This window comes from Mesobacillus zeae (assembly GCF_003570705.1).
Lineage (GTDB): Bacteria > Bacillota > Bacilli > Bacillales > Cytobacillaceae > Mesobacillus_C > Mesobacillus_C zeae.
In genome coordinates this window covers 13526-33280 of the sequence record NZ_QWVT01000014.1, presented here as the reverse complement: position 1 = coordinate 33280, position 19755 = coordinate 13526, and the positions used below count along the sequence as shown (strand labels likewise).

The window sequence follows — 19755 nt, the reverse complement described above, 5'->3', positions numbered from 1 at the left end:
AACCTTCCGCATCATCGCAGTCAAAGACCAACATTGTCTATTATACAGAAAACATTAGGCAAGTGCAACACTTGATTGCAATCTTTTCCCGATGTTTCGCACACTTTTACTATTATAAGGGTAACACGCTATGTTTTCAAGTAGAGAGTTGCAATTACATTATTTGGGACAACGAAAAGCGAATGCGACCATTCAGACATATAGTCTTTTATACCTTCTTGTTTTTCAGGAGCAGGAATAGTTTCTTCTATATAAAGCAAATCCCTGGTACAACTCCTCAACGCTTGACGAGATAACTTCGTTTTCTCTTAAACATAAAAAAAATCAGCCGGATCGTCACCCGGCTGATTTCTTTATATTAAATTACTCTTGGATAGTCGCAACTACGCCAGCGCCTACAGTACGGCCGCCTTCACGAATAGAGAACTTAGTTCCTTCTTCGATAGCGATTGGAGCGATTAGTTCAACAGTCATTTCAATGTTGTCTCCAGGCATAACCATTTCTACGCCTTCAGGAAGGTTACAAATACCAGTTACATCAGTTGTACGGAAGTAGAACTGTGGACGGTAGTTTGTGAAGAATGGAGTGTGACGTCCACCTTCTTCTTTTGAAAGAACGTATACTTCAGCTCTGAACTTAGTGTGTGGCTTAACAGAACCTGGCTTTGCAAGTACTTGGCCACGTTGGATTTCTTCACGTGCTACACCACGAAGAAGAGCTCCGATGTTGTCACCAGCTTCAGCATAGTCAAGAAGCTTACGGAACATTTCTACACCAGTTACAGTAGTAGATTTTGGCTCTTCAGTCAAACCGATGATTTCGATAACGTCACCGACTTTAACCTGTCCGCGCTCTACACGACCAGTTGCAACTGTTCCACGGCCAGTGATTGAGAATACGTCCTCAACAGGCATCATGAATGGCTTGTCAGTGTCACGAGTTGGTGTTGGGATGTACTCGTCAACAGCAGTCATAAGCTCGATGATTTTTTCTTCCCATGCAGCGTCTCCTTCAAGAGCTTTAAGGGCAGAACCTTTGATAACAGGAATGTCATCGCCAGGGAATTCATATTCAGTAAGAAGGTCACGAACTTCCATTTCTACTAATTCAAGAAGTTCTTCGTCGTCTACCATGTCGCATTTGTTCATGAATACAACAAGGTAAGGTACGCCTACTTGACGAGAAAGAAGGATGTGCTCACGAGTTTGTGGCATTGGACCGTCAGCAGCAGATACTACTAGGATACCGCCGTCCATTTGCGCAGCACCAGTGATCATGTTTTTAACATAGTCAGCGTGTCCTGGGCAGTCAACGTGTGCATAGTGACGAGTTTCAGTTTCATACTCAACGTGTGCAGTAGAGATTGTGATTCCACGCTCGCGCTCTTCTGGAGCTGCGTCGATTTGATCGTATCCGCGGGCTTCAGCGCCACCAGCTTTTGCAAGAACAGTAGTGATTGCAGCTGTTAGAGTAGTTTTACCATGGTCAACGTGACCAATTGTACCGATGTTAACGTGGGGCTTGGAGCGGTCGAATTTAGCTTTTGCCATTATGAAATCCTCCTTCGAATTTTAAAGGTTAAGTATATAATGGGCTGGGGAACACTATAGCATCCCCCGGCTCCACGGCTTACAATAGTAGTTATACTTTATTAAAGGTGCAAAATCAATTATTCACCTTTATTTTTTTTGATGATTTCTTCAGAAATCGATTTAGGTACTTCTTCGTAGTGGTCGAAGTGCATTGAGAACACTCCACGGCCTTGCGTGCTAGAACGAAGCGATGTTGCATATCCGAACATTTCGGATAGTGGAACCATCGCACGAACTACCTGTGCATTTCCGCGTGCTTCCATACCTTCAACACGTCCACGACGGGAAGTGATTTGGCCCATGATGTCTCCAAGATACTCTTCAGGGATAACAACTTCTACCCTCATGACAGGCTCAAGGATAACCGGCTTACACTTGGAAGCGGCATTTTTAAGAGCCATTGATGCAGCAATCTTAAACGCCATCTCACTGGAGTCAACATCATGGTAAGAGCCGTCAAACAGCCTAGCTTTGATGTCAACCAATGGGTAACCGGCAAGGACACCACGGTCAAGCGAGTCTTCAAGACCTGCTTGTACTGCAGGAATGTATTCACGTGGAACAACACCACCGACGATGCCGTTCTCGAATTCAAATCCTTTACCTTCTTCGTTTGGAGAGAATTCAATCCAAACGTGTCCGTATTGTCCGCGACCACCGGATTGGCGTGCGAACTTGCCTTCTACTTGAGCAGAACCGCGGAAAGTTTCACGGTAGGCAACCTGAGGCGCACCTACGTTAGCTTCCACTTTAAACTCACGGCGCATACGGTCAACGATGATATCAAGGTGAAGCTCTCCCATTCCAGCGATGATAACTTGTCCAGTTTCCTGGTCAGTATGAGCACGGAATGTTGGATCTTCTTCTTGAAGCTTCTGAAGAGCAGTAGTCATCTTGTCCTGATCGGCTTTAGATTTTGGCTCTACAGAAAGCTGGATTACTGGTTCAGGGAATTGCATGGATTCCAGGATAACTGCTGATTTTTCATCACACAGTGTATCTCCAGTTGTTGTATCTTTCAAACCTACAGCTGCTGCGATGTCGCCTGCGAAAACCTTAGAAATTTCCTGGCGGCTGTTCGCGTGCATCTGAAGGATACGGCCGATACGCTCACGCTTTCCTTTTGTGGAGTTCTGGACATATGATCCGGACTCAAGTGTACCTGAGTAAACGCGGAAGAATGTCAGTTTACCAACATAAGGGTCTGTCATAACTTTGAATGCAAGCGCCGAGAATGGCTCTTCATCGTCAGCATGACGTTCGATTTCTTCTTCTGTATCCGCTGAATGACCTTGGATAGCAGGAACATCCAGAGGAGATGGAAGGTAGTCGATAACAGCATCTAGCATTAGCTGGACACCTTTATTTTTGAATGCTGATCCGCAAATAACCGGATAGAATTCTACATTGAGGGTACCTTTACGGATTCCTGCTTTAATCTCATCGATTGTAAGCTCTTCTCCACCAAGGTATTTTTCCATCAATTCTTCGTCAAGCTCCGCTACAGCTTCGATAAGCTTTTCGCGGTACTCTTCTGCAAGCTCTCTATGTTCTTCAGGAATTTCACGTACTTCGATGTCAGTTCCAAGGTCATTGCCGTAGAAAACTGCATTCATTTCAACAAGGTCAATGATTGCTTCGAAGTGATCTTCCGCTCCGATTGGAAGCTGGATTGGATGTGCATTCGCTTGAAGGCGTTCATGGATTGTCTTTACAGAATAAAGGAAGTCAGCGCCTAGTTTATCCATTTTGTTAACGAATACTACACGCGGTACTCCATAAGTAGTTGCCTGGCGCCAAACTGTTTCAGTTTGGGGCTCAACACCGGATTGTGCATCAAGAACAGCTACCGCTCCATCAAGTACCCGGAGTGAACGTTCAACTTCAACCGTGAAGTCTACGTGTCCCGGAGTATCAATGATGTTTACACGATGGTCATGCCACTGTGCTGTTGTCGCAGCAGAAGTAATCGTGATTCCACGTTCCTGCTCTTGCTCCATCCAGTCCATTTGAGAAGCGCCTTCGTGAGTTTCGCCGATTTTGTGAATACGGCCGGTGTAATAAAGGATACGCTCAGTTGTTGTTGTTTTACCAGCATCAATGTGAGCCATGATCCCAATATTACGAGTCTTATCCAAGGAGAACTCTCTTGCCATTGGGTATTTCTCCTTCCATGTTATGAGTGTTTTAAATTTAGAGTTGGATTACCAACGATAGTGAGCAAATGCTTTGTTCGCTTCTGCCATTTTGTGAGTGTCTTCGCGTTTTTTCACTGCTGCGCCAGTGCTGTTGGCTGCATCTAGAATTTCATTAGCAAGACGCTCTTCCATCGTTTTTTCACCACGGAGGCGGGCATAGTTTACGAGCCAGCGAAGACCAAGAGTTGTGCGGCGGTCAGGGCGCACCTCAACTGGTACCTGGTAGTTCGCACCACCCACACGGCGTGCTCTTACTTCTAAAACAGGCATGATATTCTTAAGCGCTTGATCAAACACTTCCATTGCATCTTTACCAGAACGCTCAGCAATGATATCAAATGCAGAATAAAGAATCTTTTGGGATTTCCCTCTCTTGCCATCGATCATCATTTTGTTGATTAGGCGTGTTACTAACTTTGATTTGTAAATAGGATCCGGCAATACGTCTCTTTTGGAAACTGGACCTTTACGTGGCATTCTATTTCCTCCTTTCAGAAAGGCTGTTTATTGGTTTAATCGTTTATTTCTTTGCTGCTTTAGGACGCTTTGTTCCGTACTTGGAACGACCTTGCATACGACCGTTTACACCAGCAGTATCAAGTGCTCCGCGAACGATATGGTAACGCACACCCGGTAAGTCTTTCACACGGCCTCCGCGAATAAGAACAACACTGTGCTCTTGAAGGTTGTGGCCGATACCCGGGATATAAGCAGTTACCTCGATTCCGTTTGTCAAACGAACACGAGCGTATTTACGTAGCGCTGAGTTCGGTTTCTTCGGAGTCATTGTACCAACACGAGTACATACACCGCGTTTTTGTGGAGATGATACGTTTGTTTGTGCTTTTTTGAAACTGTTGTAACCTTTATTAAGCGCAGGAGATTTTGACTTCTCCTCTTTAGAGCTACGAGGCTTGCGCACTAATTGGTTAATTGTAGGCATGATTTTTCCTCCCTTCATTTCTTTTGTAAGCCCACACATCCAGGTGGTTCATTTTTTGCCAAAAAACAAAGTTTCTGCAGGCGTACGCCCCGCAAAAACAGTTTTTACTTGAGTATGGCAACAGTGGCTGCCCCAACATTGATTCCGCAAGCTTTCCCGAGTTTTTCCATCGAATCCGCATAAGAGATTGCTGTGCCTGCCTCTTTGGCAGCCATCAACGCTCCAGCTACGATTCTCAGATCTGCATCGGAAGCTACTACCAGTTCGGCAACCTCACCGGTTTTTAAGGCTTTTACTGATTGTTTTGTTCCTATAATGTAGCGTTTCGCCTGCGTTACTTTTTCATAAGACATGAAGACATCCTCCAAAGTTTACAGGTAAATAGGAGCACCTTTGCAATATTAGCATTTTGCTAATTCATTGTCAATACATCATGCGAATTTATACTGATTCTTTTTTCAAAAAACACGGTACTTCCCCTAAAGGGAAAGTACCGGGATCTTTGCTGGAACACTGCTGCTCCGAAATCTATTCAACAGTTACGGTATCTTCTTCCTTGCCAGCGAGTACTGGCACAGCACGCCGGTAGCGCTGCATGCCTGTACCTGCTGGTACAAGTTTCCCGATGATAACATTTTCTTTCAGGCCGAGAAGTTCATCCCGTTTGCCTTTAATAGCGGCATCGGTAAGGACTCTCGTTGTTTCCTGGAAGGATGCTGCAGACAAGAATGAGTCTGTTTCAAGCGATGCCTTCGTAATACCGAGAAGGACCGGACGGCCAGTAGCAGGCGTCTTGCCTTCAAGCAGTGCTTTTCGGTTTGCGTCGGTAAATTGGTGGATTTCCAGCAGAGTGCCTGGAAGGACATCTGTTTCACCCGCATCATTTACCCTTACTTTCCGAAGCATCTGGCGAACCATTACCTCAACGTGCTTATCACCAATCTCAACGCCCTGCATACGGTAAACTTTTTGCACTTCACGAAGCAGGTATTCCTGGACTGAGTTGACATCTTTTACTTTCAGGAGTTCTTTTGGATCGATCGAACCCTCCGTCAACTCCTGGCCGCGTGCAATCTTGGTGTTGATTGCAACTTTAAGCCGCGCTGTATACGGAGCATTATAAGTCCTCGATTCAACATCGCCCTGTACGACAATTTCCTGCTGGCGGTCGCGTCCTTCATTGATTCCGACGACAACGCCGTCGATTTCGCTGATGACTGCCTGACCTTTTGGATTACGTGCTTCAAACAGCTCCTGGATACGCGGAAGACCTTGTGTAATATCGTCTCCTGCAACCCCACCGGTATGGAAGGTACGCATCGTCAGCTGTGTGCCCGGTTCTCCGATAGACTGGGCGGCAATGATGCCGACAGCTTCGCCGACTTCAACTTCCTGCCCTGTCGCGAGATTCCGGCCATAGCATTTTTTACAGACGCCGTGACGCGTATTACACGTAAAGGCGGAACGGATCCAAACTTCTTCAATACTGGTGTTTGCCACTTCTGTAGCAAGATCCTCTGTAATGAGTTCGTTCTCTGCGACCATGACTTTGTTTGTCTCAGGGTGCCTGATCGTTTTTCTTGCATAGCGTCCAACAAGACGCTCTTCAAGTGCTTCGATCACTTCAGTGCCATCTTTAAGCGAGCTGACCTTCAATCCTCTGTCAGTACCGCAGTCATCTTCTCGGACAATAACATCCTGTGCAACATCGACGAGGCGGCGTGTCAGGTAACCCGAGTCAGCAGTTTTCAGAGCTGTATCGGCTAGACCTTTACGTGCACCGTGAGTCGAAATAAAGTACTCGAGAACTGTCAGTCCCTCACGGAAACTTGATTTAATCGGCAATTCAATAATCCGTCCAGCCGGGTTGGCCATCAAGCCCCGCATACCAGCAAGTTGGGTGAAGTTAGATGCGTTACCACGGGCACCGGAGTCACTCATCATGAAGATCGGGTTCGTTTTATCAAGGGATTCCATCAGTTTTGCCTGGATGTTATCCTTCGCAGCACTCCAAATGGAGATTACGCGATCGTAACGCTCATCCTCAGTGATCAAACCACGTCTGAACTGTTTCATCACATTATCCACTTTTGTTTGCGCTTCATGGATGATTTCCTGCTTCTCAGGGAGAACGACGATGTCAGCAACACCGACAGTGATTCCCGCTCTTGAAGAGTAACGGAATCCTAGGTCCTTCATTCTGTCAAGCATTTTTGATGTTTCCGTAATTTTGAAGCGCTTGAACACTTCTGCAATGATATTTCCAAGAATCTTTTTCTTGAAAGGATCTACCGTAGACATTGACTTGATAGCTTCTTTGGCATCAGTGCCTTTATCAAGGAAATACTTCTCTGGTGTTTTCTCTTCAAGGTTTGTTTTCGTTGGCTCATTGATATACGGGAACGATGCAGGAAGAATTTCATTGAAAATCAGTTTTCCTACAGTTGTAACAAGCAGCTGGCTGGCTTGCAGTTCAGTAAAGGTCTGGTTGCCAAGCGAGCCTGCATGGATTGCTACCCTTGTATGAAGATGGACGAAACCATTTTGATAGGCAATCAAGGCTTCATTTGTATCCTTGAAGACCATTCCTTCGCCAATTGCACCTTCCCTCTCCATTGTCAGGTAGTAGTTTCCTAATACCATGTCCTGGGACGGGGTAACAACAGGTTTTCCATCCTTAGGGTTCAGGATGTTCTGCGCCGCTAGCATCAGAAGACGGGCCTCTGCCTGCGCTTCAGCTGAAAGCGGAACGTGGACAGCCATTTGGTCACCATCAAAGTCCGCATTATAAGCAGTACATACAAGCGGGTGAAGACGGATTGCGCGGCCTTCAACCAGCGTCGGCTCAAATGCCTGGATGCCAAGCCTGTGAAGAGTAGGGGCGCGGTTTAACAGTACTGGGTGCTCCTTGATGACTTCTTCAAGAACATCCCAAACTTCCGGTTGTACTCTTTCAATCTTGCGTTTGGCAGATTTAATATTATGGGCAAGTCCTTTTTGGACAAGTTCTTTCATGACAAATGGTTTGAATAGCTCCAAAGCCATTTCCTTCGGCAGGCCGCATTGATACATTTTCAGGTTTGGACCAACAACGATAACGGAACGGCCTGAATAGTCAACACGCTTTCCAAGAAGGTTTTGACGGAAACGCCCTTGTTTTCCTTTCAGCATGTGTGAAAGGGATTTGAGCGGACGATTTCCCGGCCCTGTAACCGGACGGCCACGGCGGCCATTGTCGATCAAAGCATCAACAGCTTCCTGCAGCATCCTCTTTTCGTTCTGGACGATAATGCTCGGAGCACCCAAATCAAGCAGGCGCTTCAAGCGGTTGTTCCGGTTGATTACCCTGCGGTAAAGGTCATTCAGGTCGGAGGTCGCAAAGCGTCCACCGTCCAGCTGGACCATCGGGCGAAGCTCCGGTGGAATAACCGGCAGCACATCTAAGATCATCCATGATGGCTCATTTCCGGAATTACGGAAAGCTTCAAGCACCTCAAGGCGCTTAATGGCCCTTGTACGGCGCTGACCCTGAGCTGTCTTCAGTTCTTCCTTCAGGAATTCAACTTCCTTGTCGAGATCAATGTCGGACAGAAGCTTCTTGATCGCTTCAGCACCCATTGCCGCTTGGAACTTATTCCCGTATTTGTCCCGATATGCACGATATTCCTTTTCGGAAAGCAGCTGTTTTTTCTCCAGCGCTGTGTCCCCGGTTTCCGTTACTACGTATGATGCAAAATAAATGACTTCCTCGAGCGCTCTTGGCGACATGTCCAGCACAAGGCCCATACGGGAAGGAATCCCCTTGAAATACCATATGTGTGAAACAGGAGCCGCTAGCTCAATATGACCCATGCGTTCGCGTCGGACCTTCGCGCGGGTAACTTCGACGCCGCATCGGTCACAGACAACACCTTTGTAACGCACTCTTTTATATTTTCCGCAGTGGCATTCCCAGTCCTTGGTTGGACCGAAAATCCGTTCACAGAACAAACCGTCTTTTTCAGGCTTCAATGTACGGTAGTTGATTGTTTCTGGCTTCTTCACTTCTCCGAAAGACCATGAACGGATCTTATCCGGCGAAGCAAGGCCGATTTTCATGTACTCAAAATTATTGACATCCAGCAAGGGGCCTACCTCCCTTTAATCTCGGGCTTGGACGGGCGGCCAGCTGTTTTCCGCTGGCTCCGCCTATCCTATTTAAATGCATCTATTCTTTGGATCCCACTTTTTCCGAGTCGAAATCCTCTTGTTCCGGAGCAATTGTCAATGTTTCGGCATGCTGCAGTTCTTCTTCTTCATCAAAATCGCGCATTTCGATCTCTTTTTCGTCGCCTGAAAGGATTTTCACATCCATACCAAGGCTTTGAAGTTCTTTCATCAATACTTTGAATGATTCAGGAACACCTGGCTCAGGGACGTTTTCACCCTTGACGATTGCTTCATATGTCTTAACCCGTCCTACAACATCATCCGATTTGACAGTCAGGATTTCCTGAAGTGTATAGGCTGCTCCATATGCTTCAAGCGCCCAAACCTCCATTTCCCCGAAACGCTGTCCGCCGAACTGAGCTTTACCGCCTAGCGGTTGCTGTGTTACAAGCGAGTATGGACCAGTTGAACGTGCATGGAGTTTATCATCAACCATGTGTGCCAGTTTGATCATATACATGATTCCTACGGAAACACGGTTGTCAAATGCATCGCCGGTGCGGCCGTCATAAAGGACAGTTTTCGCATCGCGGGCCATGCCGGCTTCCTCAATAGTTGCCCAGACATCTTCCTCACGCGCACCGTCAAATACTGGTGACGCAACATGGATGCCAAGGTAACGCGCTGCCATTCCAAGGTGAAGCTCAAGCACCTGCCCGATATTCATCCGGGATGGAACGCCCAGAGGATTAAGCATGATATCTACCGGAGTGCCGTCTGGAAGATATGGCATATCCTCCTCTGGCAGGATGCGGGAGATAACCCCTTTATTACCATGGCGACCGGCCATTTTATCTCCTTCAGAGATCTTACGTTTCTGAACAATATATACGCGGACAAGCTGATTTACGCCTGGTGGCAGTTCATCGCCGTCTTCACGGTTAAATACTTTGACATCAAGGATGATGCCTCCGCCGCCATGAGGTACACGCAATGAAGTATCGCGGACTTCACGAGCCTTTTCGCCAAAAATGGCATGCAGCAGGCGTTCTTCGGCTGTCAGCTCCGTTACCCCTTTAGGTGTAACTTTTCCGACAAGAAGGTCACCGTCTTTTACTTCGGCACCAACCCTGATAATTCCGCGCTCATCAAGATTACGGAGCGCATCTTCCCCCACATTCGGGATATCGCGGGTAATTTCTTCAGGTCCAAGCTTCGTATCGCGGGACTCGGATTCATATTCTTCGATATGGATGGAAGTATAGACATCATCTTTAACAAGACGTTCGCTCATGATGATGGCATCCTCATAGTTGTAGCCATCCCAGTTAAGGAAAGCAACCATGACGTTACGGCCAAGAGCTAGTTCTCCTTTTTCCATCGATGGACCGTCTGCAAGGATTTCACCTTTTACAACCCGGTTACCTACGCTTACGATTGGGCGCTGGTTGTAGCATGTGCCTTGATTGGAACGAATGAATTTTAGCATCCTGTACTTGTCAAGGTCACCACGAACTTCCTGACCATCAACCATATTCATGCGTCGGACCCAAACTTCACGTGCTTCTACATGCTCGACGACACCTTCATGCTTGCAGATGACTGCAGCACCGGAGTCCTTCGCACTTACGTGTTCCATTCCCGTTCCGACTCTTGGCGCTTCAGGCTGCATCAATGGAACAGCCTGACGCTGCATGTTCGCACCCATGAGGGCACGGTTGGAGTCATCGTTTTCAAGGAAAGGAATACATGCAGTTGCAGCTGATACAACCTGTTTAGGAGAAACGTCCATGTAGTCAACACGGTCATTCGGAACGACAATGTTTTCTCCGCGGAAACGGGCAACCACTTCATCCTCCATGAATGTACCATCTTCTGACAACTGGGCATTCGCCTGTGCCACAACATAGTTATCCTCTTCATCGGCAGTAAGGTAATCAAAATGTTCGGTTACCTTGCCTGTTTCAGGATCAACCCTGCGGTATGGAGTTTCAATGAACCCGAACCGGTTTACTTTCGCAAACGATGACAGGGAGTTGATCAGACCGATGTTCGGTCCCTCAGGCGTTTCGATTGGACACATACGCCCGTAGTGGGAGTAGTGAACGTCACGCACTTCAAACCCTGCGCGCTCACGTGTCAAACCACCAGGTCCCAATGCAGATAAACGGCGTTTGTGCGTCAATTCTGCTAGCGGGTTTGTCTGGTCCATGAATTGCGAAAGCTGCGAGCTTCCAAAGAATTCTTTAATGGAAGCAATAACAGGCCTGATGTTGATCAGCTGCTGTGGAGTAATTGTATTTGTGTCCTGAATGGACATTCTTTCTCGGACAACCCTTTCCATCCTGGACAAACCAATACGGAATTGGTTTTGGAGAAGTTCCCCAACAGAACGCAGACGCCTGTTTCCAAGGTGGTCGATATCATCGGTATTTCCCACTCCGTGAAGAAGGTTGAAGAAATAGCTGATTGAAGCAATGATATCCGCAGGTGTAATATTTTTCACAGGTTCAGGCACGTAGGCATTCCCTGTTACGTTAATGATTTTTTCATCTTCATCATTCGGCGCATAAATCTTGATGGTTTGAAGAGCAATATCCTCTTCTACCACTCCGCCTACAGGACGGCTGGTTTGGAAACCAACGTTGTTTTCAAGGCTTGGCAGGATTCTGTCAAGTGTCCTGCGGTCAAGAGTGACGCCTTTTTCCGCAATGATTTCACCTGTTTCAGGATCAGCCAGTGTTTCGGCAAGCTTTTGGCCGAACAAACGATTCTTTATATGAAGCTTTTTATTAATTTTATAGCGTCCTACACTCGCTAAATCATAGCGCTTTGGATCGAAGAACCTTGATACAAGGAGGCTCTTTGCATTATCTACAGTAGGAGGTTCACCTGGGCGCAGACGTTCATAGATTTCAAGAAGCGCTTTTTCAGTGCTTTCTGTATTGTCCTTCTCAAGCGTATTGCGGATGTACTCATTGTCACCCACTAGTTCAATAATCTCTTGGTCTGAACCAAACCCAAGAGCACGCAAAAGAACCGTAACAGGGAGTTTCCTCGTACGATCGATCCTGACATATACAACATCCTTGGCATCTGTTTCATACTCGAGCCAGGCACCGCGGTTAGGAATTACGGTTGCAGAAAAGCCTTTTCTGCCGTTTTTATCCATCTTTCCGCTGTAATACACGCTTGGAGAGCGTACCAGCTGAGATACGATAACCCGTTCGGCACCATTAATGACAAACGTGCCCGTTTCTGTCATAAGCGGGAAGTCGCCCATAAAGACATCCTGGTCCTTGACCTCGCCTGTCTCCTTATTAACAAGACGCACCTTCACCCTCAGTGGAGCAGAATAGGTAACATCTCTTTCCTTCGATTCTTCAACTGGATATTTTGGTTCGCCAAGACTATAATCGATAAACTCGAGTGACAGATTGCCAGTAAAGTCTTCAATCGGGGATATATCCTGGAACATTTCCCTAAGCCCCTCATCGAGGAACCATTGATAGGAAGATGTTTGGATTTCGATTAAATTCGGCAATTCCAAAACTTCACTGATACGAGCGTAACTTCTGCGTTGGCGGTGTCGTCCATACTGAACTAGTTGACCTGTCAACTGATTCACCCCTCAAATCAAGCGTTTATTATTCCTGTAGTGCTGCCTCGCAAATCGCAAGGCTACCTTTCATTAGACAAAAAGAAAAAGGGTTTTCACTGTCAAAAACCACAATTCCTTTAACGAACAATTATTTTATTAGCTTTCCCATTTTAGCTAAAATTATACTTTAACAGTTGATTTTAGCAAAGCAAAGAAAACTAATCTTTTGGCATTTTATAATACTAACATAGCGAAATTATTACGTCAACTTTTTCGCTAAGATAATATAGTAGCCTTTCTTCTTTTCCGCCACTTCTACAGACCCAAAGAATTCTTCAAGTTTCTCGATAGCGGACGGAGCTCCCTGTTTTTTCTGGATAACGACCCATAGTTCTCCGCCATCAGCCAGTTTCCCGAAGCTTTGCTCAAAAATGTCATGGACGATTTTCTTACCTGCGCGGATCGGGGGATTGGTGACGATTGCCCGAAAGCCATTTTCGCTCACGCCAAGCAGGCGGTCGCTGGCATAGATTTTGACATTATCTATTTTATTCAGCCGGGCATTTTCACGAGAAAGGCCAAGCGCCCTTTCGTTCACATCAACCATATGGACAGTGGCATCACCGAAGGATTTAGCCAAGGAAAGCCCGATTGGGCCATACCCGCAACCGACATCAAGAATCTTGCCGTTTTCGGCTTCCATCCTAAATGTCTCAATAAGGAGGCGGGAGCCAAAATCGACTTCTTTTTTTGAAAAAACACCGCTGTCTGTTTTAAATCGAAAATCGCTGCCTCTTAACCGAAAATCCCAATATACCGGATTGCTTTCCGTCCCGGGGTTTTTGGAATAATAATGGTCTGACAAAACTTCCACCTCCTCATTTGGTCTTAAGGGTTCATTGCGGTTCTTCCGGAAAGTCCCGCCTGGCGGCAACATTCGCGGTAGTTAAAAAAAGCCCGCTTATACAGCGAGCTTTTTTCAGGTTTATTACTTAACTTCGACGTTTGCTCCAACTTCTTCAAGCTTGCCTTTGATTTCTTCAGCGTCTTCTTTAGATACGCCTTCTTTAACTGCTTTTGGAGTGTTGTCAACAAGTTCTTTTGCTTCCTTAAGTCCAAGGCCTGTGATTTCACGTACAACCTTGATAACTTTGATTTTTTGGTCGCCAGCGCTTCCAAGGATTACATCAAATTCAGTTTGCTCTTCAACTGCAGCTCCGCCAGCAGCTCCGCCCATCATTGCAACTGGTGCAGCAGCTGTTACGCCGAATTCTTCTTCGATTGCTTTTACAAGGTCATTCAGTTCTAAAACAGTCATGGATTTAACTGCTTCAATGATTTGTTCTTTAGTCATTGTTATTTCCTCCTAAGAGTTTATTGGTTTTTTTATTGGTTAAACGCAGATTAGCTTACGCGCCTTGTTCTTCTTTTTGATCTGCAACAGCTTTTGCAGCAAGAGCAAGATTGCGGATTGGAGCTTGAAGCACGCTGAGTAGCATAGACAGCAAGCCTTCGCGTGATGGAAGGTCAGCAAGAGCCTTAACTTCCTCAACAGTCGCAAGGTTTCCTTCGATAACACCCGCTTTGATTTCAAGCGCTTCATTTTTCTTCGCGAAATCATTAAGGATTTTCGCAGGAGCAACAACATCTTCTGTACTGAATGCAATTGCGTTAGGGCCTGTCAACGCTTCGTTCAGGCCTGCAAGCTCAGCAGATTCAGCAGCACGACGAGTCATAGAGTTTTTATAAACTTTGAATTCCACGCCAGCTTCACGAAGCTGTTTACGAAGTTCAGTCAATTCTCCAACAGTCAAACCACGGTAGTCAACAACGATCGTTGATTTGCTCGCTTTGAACTTTTCGGAGATTTCTTCAACTAATTGTTTTTTTGTTTCTAGTACGCTGCTCATTTTTACACCTCCTGTAGAATTGTATCCATTCATACCAGGCAAATAAAAACCTCCATGTCCTAAGCAGACATGGAGGGAGTATACAATAAGTGATCCGAAGGGATCTATCGTATGACCTCGGCAGGTGAATTAAGCCTTACGGCACCTGCTGTCTGCGGTACAAATGTTTAGTTTATATTCACAACAAGATACATTATATAAAATGCATCTTTAATTGTCAATTGGTATTATTTTACTGAAGCAGTAGAAGGATCTACTTTCACGCCAGGTCCCATTGTAGTGGAAACTGTAACGTTTTTCATGTAGGTTCCTTTTGCAGCTGAAGGCTTAACCTTCATCATTGTTTCGAAAATAGTGTTGAAGTTTTCGATTAGCTTGTCATCTTCGAATGAAACTTTACCGATTGGAACGTGAATGTTCCCAGCTTTGTCAACGCGGTATTCTACTTTACCAGCTTTGATCTCGTTAACGGCTTTTGTTACATCGAAAGTAACTGTACCAGTTTTAGGGTTTGGCATTAAGCCTTTAGGTCCCAATGTACGTCCAAGCTTACCAACTTCACCCATCATGTCAGGAGTCGCAACGATTACATCAAATTCGAACCAGCCTTGGCTGATCTTAGTGATGTACTCGGAATCTCCTACATAATCAGCGCCAGCAGCTTCTGCTTCTTTCGCTTTTTCACCCTTCGCGAATACAAGTACGCGCTGAGTTTTACCAGTTCCGTTTGGAAGCACAACTGCTCCGCGGATTTGCTGGTCAGCTTTCTTAGGGTCAACGCCCAAACGGAATGCTGCTTCTACTGTTGCATCGAATTTAACGACGCTTGTTTTTTTCGCAAGTTCAACCGCTTCAGTAACAGAATACGCTTTTGTGCGGTCAACTAGCTTTGCGGCTTCTACATACTTTTTGCCTTTTTTAGCCATTGTTTTTTCCTCCTAGATTGTGGTTTTAGCGGAATAACCTAACCTCCCACTTAGAAAAGCGCAGGCGCCTTCCATCAGCATAGAAGAAAGGTTGCGAGTAAGATATTTCAACCCCGCAACCCCCATCTTGCCATTTGAGCCGAAACATGGATTAATCTTCGATGACGATACCCATGCTGCGCGCAGTACCTTCAACCATAAGCATTGCTGCTTCAACGCTAGCTGCGTTAAGGTCAGGCATCTTTTGTTCAGCAATCTCGCGTACTTTATCACGCTTAACTGTTGCTACTTTATTACGGTTTGGTTCACCAGAACCAGACTGGATTCCAGCTGCTACTTTCAAAAGAACGGCAGCAGGAGGAGTTTTCGTAATAAATGTAAAGGAACGGTCTTCAAATACCGTAATTTCAACAGGAATGATCAAACCAGCTTGATCAGCTGTACGAGCATTGAACTCCTTGCAGAATCCCATGATGTTAACACCAGCTTGACCCAATGCAGGACCTACCGGCGGCGCTGGGTTTGCTTTCCCTGCAGGGATTTGAAGCTTAACCATCTTAATTACTTTTTTAGCCACGAGACACACCTCCTTAAAGTCCGTGATGTGGTAATAGGGGATTTTCCCCTCCCACTCATAACTGTCCCTATGAATCATAAAGACGAATTGATCTATGTCAGTCTCGTTTTGCGAGACATACTGACCTATGAAATGTTACCACTTTTTAAAAATGAATTCAAGTTATTTCAAGCTATAATTTTTTAATCTGGGAAAATTCCAGCTCAACCGGGGTATCGCGCCCGAACATATTCACGAGCACTTTAAGTTTCCCTTTGTCCTTATCAATCTCTTCAATCGAGCCCGAAAAGTTATTGAAAGGTCCTTCACATACTTCTACTGTTTCGCCCACTTCAAAGTCAACGTCGATCCGATTCTCTACTACACCCATCCGTTTCAGGATGACTGCCACTTCTTCCGGCAGCAGTGCGGTTGGTTTGGATCCCGATCCGGCTGAACCTACAAATCCTGTCACTCCAGGAGTGTTTCGCACAACGTACCATGAATCGTCGGTCATAACCAACTCTACCAACACATAGCCAGGGAATGTCTTACGTTTAACAACTTTCTTTTTGCCATTCTTGAAATCTGTCTCTTCATCCTCAGGCACGATCACCCGAAAAATCTTATCTTGCATCCCCATTGTTTCCACGCGCTTTTCAAGGTTCGTTTTCACCTTGTTTTCATAGCCCGAATACGTATGAACAACATACCAATTCTTTTCCATTAAAGAGGACTGTATCGTCCTTCCCTCCTCATATCCTATTCTCCGCAAAAAAAGCCGCGCGAGTCTAGTTCATAGCAGCAAGGCTGCAAGGCATGTGTTTCCATCCCTTTTCACCCAGTTTTAAAACAAATGAAAAAACCCGTTGAACGGGCTTTGTAAACATATCCTGCGTTATTTTCCATTATACCATGAGACTGCTGTGGTTATTCAAGAATTAATCGAATCAATTCAGAAATACCTAAGTCAACGCCAGCAAAAAACAAAGCCATTAGAACGACAGTGGACAAAACCGTGATGGTGTACCGCACCAGTTCCGGGCGTTTTGGCCAGCTGACTTTTCTCATTTCACGCGAAATATCGCCAAAAAACTTCGTGACGCTCATCTTGTAACCTCCAACTTATGCAAATACAAACAGAGACGATTCTATCAATATCTATTTTGTTTCCCGGTGGATTGTATGAGCGCTGCATTTACCGCAGTACTTTTTCAATTCCAAGCGTTCTTGCTGGTCTTTGCTGCTCATTGTTGAGTAGTTGCGTGACCCGCAATCCGCGCATGCCAATGTGACTTTTTTCCTCATTTTGCACCTGCTGTTTCTGTCATATGTCTCTAAAAAATGTATCATGGCTAAAATTCTGTGTCAATAAGGCTTAATCAGAATAAAAAACTGTTTTACGGCTGCTTCTCTTGTATTCGTTACATTGAGAGCTCTCTGACTTCCAAATATCTTTCAAGCTTTCTCTTAACCCGCTGAAGTGCATTATCAATAGATTTCACATGCCTGTTCAGCTCTTCGGAAATTTCCTGGTAGGATTGTCCGTCCAAATAAAGAGAGAGAACCTTCCTTTCAAGATCGCTCAGCAGCTCAGCCATCTTTATTTCTATCTGGTCAAATTCTTCCTGGTTAATAATCAGTTCCTCCGGATCCATCACCTTTGCTCCGGAAAGAACATCCATGAGTGTCCGGTCCGATTCCTCATCATAAATCGGCTTGTCGAGCGAAACATAGGAATTGAGCGGGATGTGCTTCTGCCTTGTTGCTGTTTTAATAGCGGTAATGATCTGCCTGGTAATACACAGCTCGGCAAATGCTTTAAAGGAAGTTAGCTTATCCTCCTTAAAGTCGCGGATCGCCTTATAAAGGCCGATCATCCCTTCCTGGACAATATCCTCTTTATCGGCACCAATCAAAAAATAGGATCTGGCTTTAGCACGCACAAAATTTCGGTACTTGTGGATCAAATAATCGAGGGCTTCGCTTTCTCCCCGATGGACTGCTTCTACAATCTCTTCATCTTCAAGCTCGATATATTTTACAGCTTGTTTCACTTTGAAATCTGCACTCACAGTGATCCCCCCGCCCGGACTTCCATAGATAGAAATATTATACAGCAGGTTTTTTTTTAGCGTCAACCAGTTATTTGTCTCCTCTGCGCCATTTTTCAAAAATTTCTGCTATCTCATTTGTAAGCGGAATCTTGCTGGCTGGCCTTTTTTCCTGGATTCCCTTCACTTTTTTCTCAATCTTCTTTTCTATCATATTTATTTCTGTCAGAAGCTCCCGCGCTGATTTACGGAGGGCACCCTGACCAAAAATAGCCCATTGCTCCGTAAAATCGGAAGTAGCCACATGGATTTGGGTGCGCCTGTTATTCAGCTTGATTGCAAGCTTTTCAATCCGCTCATCAGCCGTTTCATTTTCTTTCGTAAAAATGACTTCCACCTTGTAATTCCGGAATTTTTTTTCTGTACCCTGGACATAGTGTGCATCAAAGACGACGATGACCCGGTAGCCGGTGTAAGCCTGATACTCGGCCATCTTCTCGACCAGCAGGTCCCTGGCCGCTGAAAGTTCTTTGCTCTTAAGCTGGGTCAGCTCGGGCCAGGCACCAATGATGTTATAGCCGTCAACAAGCAGGATATCCATGCCTATTCCCCTAGCGGGTGGCGTTTCCTGTATACTTCGTACATAAGAAGCGATGCGGCTACAGAAGCGTTCAGTGAAGTTACCTTCCCGGCCATCGGAAGGCTGATCAGGAAATCGCATTTTTCACGGATGAGCCTGCCCATCCCTTTTCCTTCACTGCCGATGACAAGCGCAAGCGGCATGTCCGCGTCCATGGCTCGGTAATCCTGCTTCCCGGAGGCATCCGTCCCAGAGATCCAAACCCCTCTATCCTTGAGTTCATCCATTGTCTGAGCAAGGTTGGTTACCCGTACAACAGGAATATACTCAATCGCTCCAGTCGATGACTTGGCAACAGTTGCCGTCAGGCCGACTGCGCGCCGCTTGGGAATAATGATTCCATGCGCTCCCGCCGCATCCGCGGTCCTCATGATTGACCCAAGATTATGAGGGTCCTCAATTTCGTCCAGGATTAAGAAAAACGGCGCTTCATTCCGCTCCTCAGCAACCTTGAACAAATCGTCAAGCTCCGCATATTCATAGGCAGCAACCTGGGCGATCACACCCTGATGGTTCTCTCCAAAAAGCTGATCAAGCTTCTTTCTAGGAACAATTTGAACGATGACATTGGCTTCCTTTGCAAGGGTTACGACTTTCATCATCGGCCCCCGCTGTGATCCTTCTCCAATTAAAATTTTATTGATATCCCGGCCTGATCTCAGTGCTTCAAGGACTGGATTTTTCCCGGCAATATATTCTTCGCTCATCATATTCTCCTCCTTTCTATCTTCAAACCTTACAGCCTGTCCCAAAAACAGTTTGGGTTTTTTCCAAATCTAAGGCTGTTCTGCCAATTCAAGCGCTTTACTCATTAGTTCCTCAAGCCGGCTCGTTGAATTCCCCAAGTATAAAAAACCGATTAATGCTTCAAATGCCGTACTGTAACGGTATGTTTGGACGTCCGTATTCTTGGGGACAGTCCCTGACTTTGCATTTCTGCCTCGCCTTACCACCGCTTTTTCTTCCTCTGACAGCATTTCCTGGTTCATCATCTTGTGAAGTACCCTCGCCTGTGCTTTTGCCGACACATATTTTGTCGCTTCTCTATGAAGTTTATTCGGCCTGACCTTCCCGCTTTGAAGCAGGTAATGCCGTACGTACTGCTCAAATACGGCATCACCCATGTAAGCAAGGGCTAGGCTGTTCAATTGTTTTTCATCAACCTTTGCACTGTTTTGAAGCATG

The 19755-nt window shown here is 45.8% G+C and carries 19 protein-coding genes and 1 other annotated feature; all 19 genes read right to left on the bottom strand.

Going from position 1 to position 19755, the window contains the following annotated elements; all coding sequences use genetic code 11:
- Positions 1-363: 363 nt before the first annotated feature.
- Positions 364-1551 (bottom strand): elongation factor Tu, encoded by a 1188-nt coding sequence (tuf, locus tag D1970_RS07605; protein WP_119112290.1) that lies wholly within the window; start codon positions 1549-1551, stop codon positions 364-366.
- A 119-nt stretch (positions 1552-1670) separates the two neighbouring features.
- The gene (gene fusA, locus D1970_RS07600) at positions 1671-3749 is read right to left on the bottom strand and encodes an elongation factor G (RefSeq protein ID WP_119112289.1); all 2079 of its coding nucleotides are present in this window, start codon (positions 3747-3749) and stop codon (positions 1671-1673) included.
- Between the two features lie 48 nt (positions 3750-3797).
- Entirely contained in the window at positions 3798-4268 is a 471-nt protein-coding gene (gene rpsG / locus D1970_RS07595; protein WP_119112288.1) for a 30S ribosomal protein S7, read from the bottom strand.
- Positions 4269-4311: 43 nt separating this feature from the next.
- On the bottom strand, positions 4312-4734 hold the full coding sequence (gene rpsL, locus D1970_RS07590) for a 30S ribosomal protein S12 (protein ID WP_119112287.1): 423 nt from the start codon (positions 4732-4734) through the stop codon (positions 4312-4314).
- 104 nt (positions 4735-4838) lie between these two features.
- A complete protein-coding gene (locus D1970_RS07585; protein WP_119112286.1) occupies positions 4839-5087 on the bottom strand; it encodes a 50S ribosomal protein L7ae-like protein in 249 nt (82 codons plus the stop codon).
- A 175-nt stretch (positions 5088-5262) separates the two neighbouring features.
- On the bottom strand, positions 5263-8859 hold the full coding sequence (rpoC, locus tag D1970_RS07580) for a DNA-directed RNA polymerase subunit beta' (protein WP_119112285.1): 3597 nt from the start codon (positions 8857-8859) through the stop codon (positions 5263-5265).
- Between the two features lie 82 nt (positions 8860-8941).
- Positions 8942-12502, bottom strand: coding sequence for a DNA-directed RNA polymerase subunit beta (gene rpoB, locus D1970_RS07575; RefSeq protein WP_119112284.1), 3561 nt, complete (start codon positions 12500-12502; stop codon positions 8942-8944).
- Positions 12503-12743: 241 nt separating this feature from the next.
- The gene (locus tag D1970_RS07570) at positions 12744-13349 is read right to left on the bottom strand and encodes a class I SAM-dependent methyltransferase (protein ID WP_119112283.1); all 606 of its coding nucleotides are present in this window, start codon (positions 13347-13349) and stop codon (positions 12744-12746) included.
- Between the two features lie 123 nt (positions 13350-13472).
- Positions 13473-13838, bottom strand: a complete 366-nt coding sequence (gene rplL / locus D1970_RS07565; protein WP_119112282.1) for a 50S ribosomal protein L7/L12 — start codon at positions 13836-13838, stop codon at positions 13473-13475.
- A gap of 55 nt (positions 13839-13893) precedes the next feature.
- The gene (gene rplJ, locus D1970_RS07560) at positions 13894-14394 is read right to left on the bottom strand and encodes a 50S ribosomal protein L10 (protein WP_119112281.1); all 501 of its coding nucleotides are present in this window, start codon (positions 14392-14394) and stop codon (positions 13894-13896) included.
- Positions 14395-14428: 34 nt separating this feature from the next.
- Positions 14429-14570 (bottom strand) — a sequence feature (ribosomal protein L10 leader region).
- Between the two features lie 51 nt (positions 14571-14621).
- Positions 14622-15320, bottom strand: a complete 699-nt coding sequence (gene rplA / locus D1970_RS07555; RefSeq protein ID WP_119112280.1) for a 50S ribosomal protein L1 — start codon at positions 15318-15320, stop codon at positions 14622-14624.
- Positions 15321-15471: 151 nt separating this feature from the next.
- A complete protein-coding gene (gene rplK / locus D1970_RS07550; RefSeq protein WP_142921002.1) occupies positions 15472-15897 on the bottom strand; it encodes a 50S ribosomal protein L11 in 426 nt (141 codons plus the stop codon).
- A gap of 172 nt (positions 15898-16069) precedes the next feature.
- Positions 16070-16603 (bottom strand): transcription termination/antitermination protein NusG, encoded by a 534-nt coding sequence (gene nusG / locus D1970_RS07545; protein WP_119112278.1) that lies wholly within the window; start codon positions 16601-16603, stop codon positions 16070-16072.
- Positions 16604-16806: 203 nt separating this feature from the next.
- Entirely contained in the window at positions 16807-16986 is a 180-nt protein-coding gene (secE, locus tag D1970_RS07540; protein WP_119112277.1) for a preprotein translocase subunit SecE, read from the bottom strand.
- 51 nt (positions 16987-17037) lie between these two features.
- Positions 17038-17184, bottom strand: a complete 147-nt coding sequence (gene rpmG, locus D1970_RS07535) for a 50S ribosomal protein L33 (protein WP_119112276.1) — start codon at positions 17182-17184, stop codon at positions 17038-17040.
- A 116-nt stretch (positions 17185-17300) separates the two neighbouring features.
- A complete protein-coding gene (sigH, locus tag D1970_RS07530) occupies positions 17301-18017 on the bottom strand; it encodes an RNA polymerase sporulation sigma factor SigH (RefSeq protein WP_181213434.1) in 717 nt (238 codons plus the stop codon).
- 4 nt (positions 18018-18021) lie between these two features.
- A complete protein-coding gene (locus D1970_RS07525) occupies positions 18022-18531 on the bottom strand; it encodes an NYN domain-containing protein (protein WP_119112275.1) in 510 nt (169 codons plus the stop codon).
- 2 nt (positions 18532-18533) lie between these two features.
- Positions 18534-19277 carry a 23S rRNA (guanosine(2251)-2'-O)-methyltransferase RlmB gene (gene rlmB, locus D1970_RS07520; protein WP_119112274.1) on the bottom strand — a complete coding sequence of 248 codons (744 nt, stop codon included), beginning with the start codon at positions 19275-19277 and terminating at the stop codon, positions 18534-18536.
- A gap of 69 nt (positions 19278-19346) precedes the next feature.
- Entirely contained in the window at positions 19347-19754 is a 408-nt protein-coding gene (locus tag D1970_RS07515) for a Mini-ribonuclease 3 (protein ID WP_119112273.1), read from the bottom strand.
- Position 19755: the final 1 nt, after the last annotated feature.

Excerpts from the sequence above, each read along its gene's own strand:
- nusG (WP_119112278.1), bottom strand. The coding sequence starts at position 16,603 with ATGGAAAAGAATTGGTATGTTGTTCATACGTATTCGGGCTATGAAAAC.
- rpsL (WP_119112287.1), bottom strand. The coding sequence starts at position 4,734 with ATGCCTACAATTAACCAATTAGTGCGCAAGCCTCGTAGCTCTAAAGAG.
- D1970_RS07585 (WP_119112286.1), bottom strand. The coding sequence starts at position 5,087 with ATGTCTTATGAAAAAGTAACGCAGGCGAAACGCTACATTATAGGAACA.
- rplJ (WP_119112281.1), bottom strand. The coding sequence starts at position 14,394 with ATGAGCAGCGTACTAGAAACAAAAAAACAATTAGTTGAAGAAATCTCC.
- rpsG (WP_119112288.1), bottom strand. The coding sequence starts at position 4,268 with ATGCCACGTAAAGGTCCAGTTTCCAAAAGAGACGTATTGCCGGATCCT.
- fusA (WP_119112289.1), bottom strand. The coding sequence starts at position 3,749 with ATGGCAAGAGAGTTCTCCTTGGATAAGACTCGTAATATTGGGATCATG.
- rlmB (WP_119112274.1), bottom strand. The coding sequence starts at position 19,277 with ATGAGCGAAGAATATATTGCCGGGAAAAATCCAGTCCTTGAAGCACTG.
- rplA (WP_119112280.1), bottom strand. The coding sequence starts at position 15,320 with ATGGCTAAAAAAGGCAAAAAGTATGTAGAAGCCGCAAAGCTAGTTGAC.
- rpmG (WP_119112276.1), bottom strand. The coding sequence starts at position 17,184 with ATGAGGAAAAAAGTCACATTGGCATGCGCGGATTGCGGGTCACGCAAC.
- D1970_RS07515 (WP_119112273.1), bottom strand. The coding sequence starts at position 19,754 with ATGCTTCAAAACAGTGCAAAGGTTGATGAAAAACAATTGAACAGCCTA.
- tuf (WP_119112290.1), bottom strand. The coding sequence starts at position 1,551 with ATGGCAAAAGCTAAATTCGACCGCTCCAAGCCCCACGTTAACATCGGT.
- rplL (WP_119112282.1), bottom strand. The coding sequence starts at position 13,838 with ATGACTAAAGAACAAATCATTGAAGCAGTTAAATCCATGACTGTTTTA.
- D1970_RS07525 (WP_119112275.1), bottom strand. The coding sequence starts at position 18,531 with ATGGATATCCTGCTTGTTGACGGCTATAACATCATTGGTGCCTGGCCC.
- secE (WP_119112277.1), bottom strand. The coding sequence starts at position 16,986 with ATGAGCGTCACGAAGTTTTTTGGCGATATTTCGCGTGAAATGAGAAAA.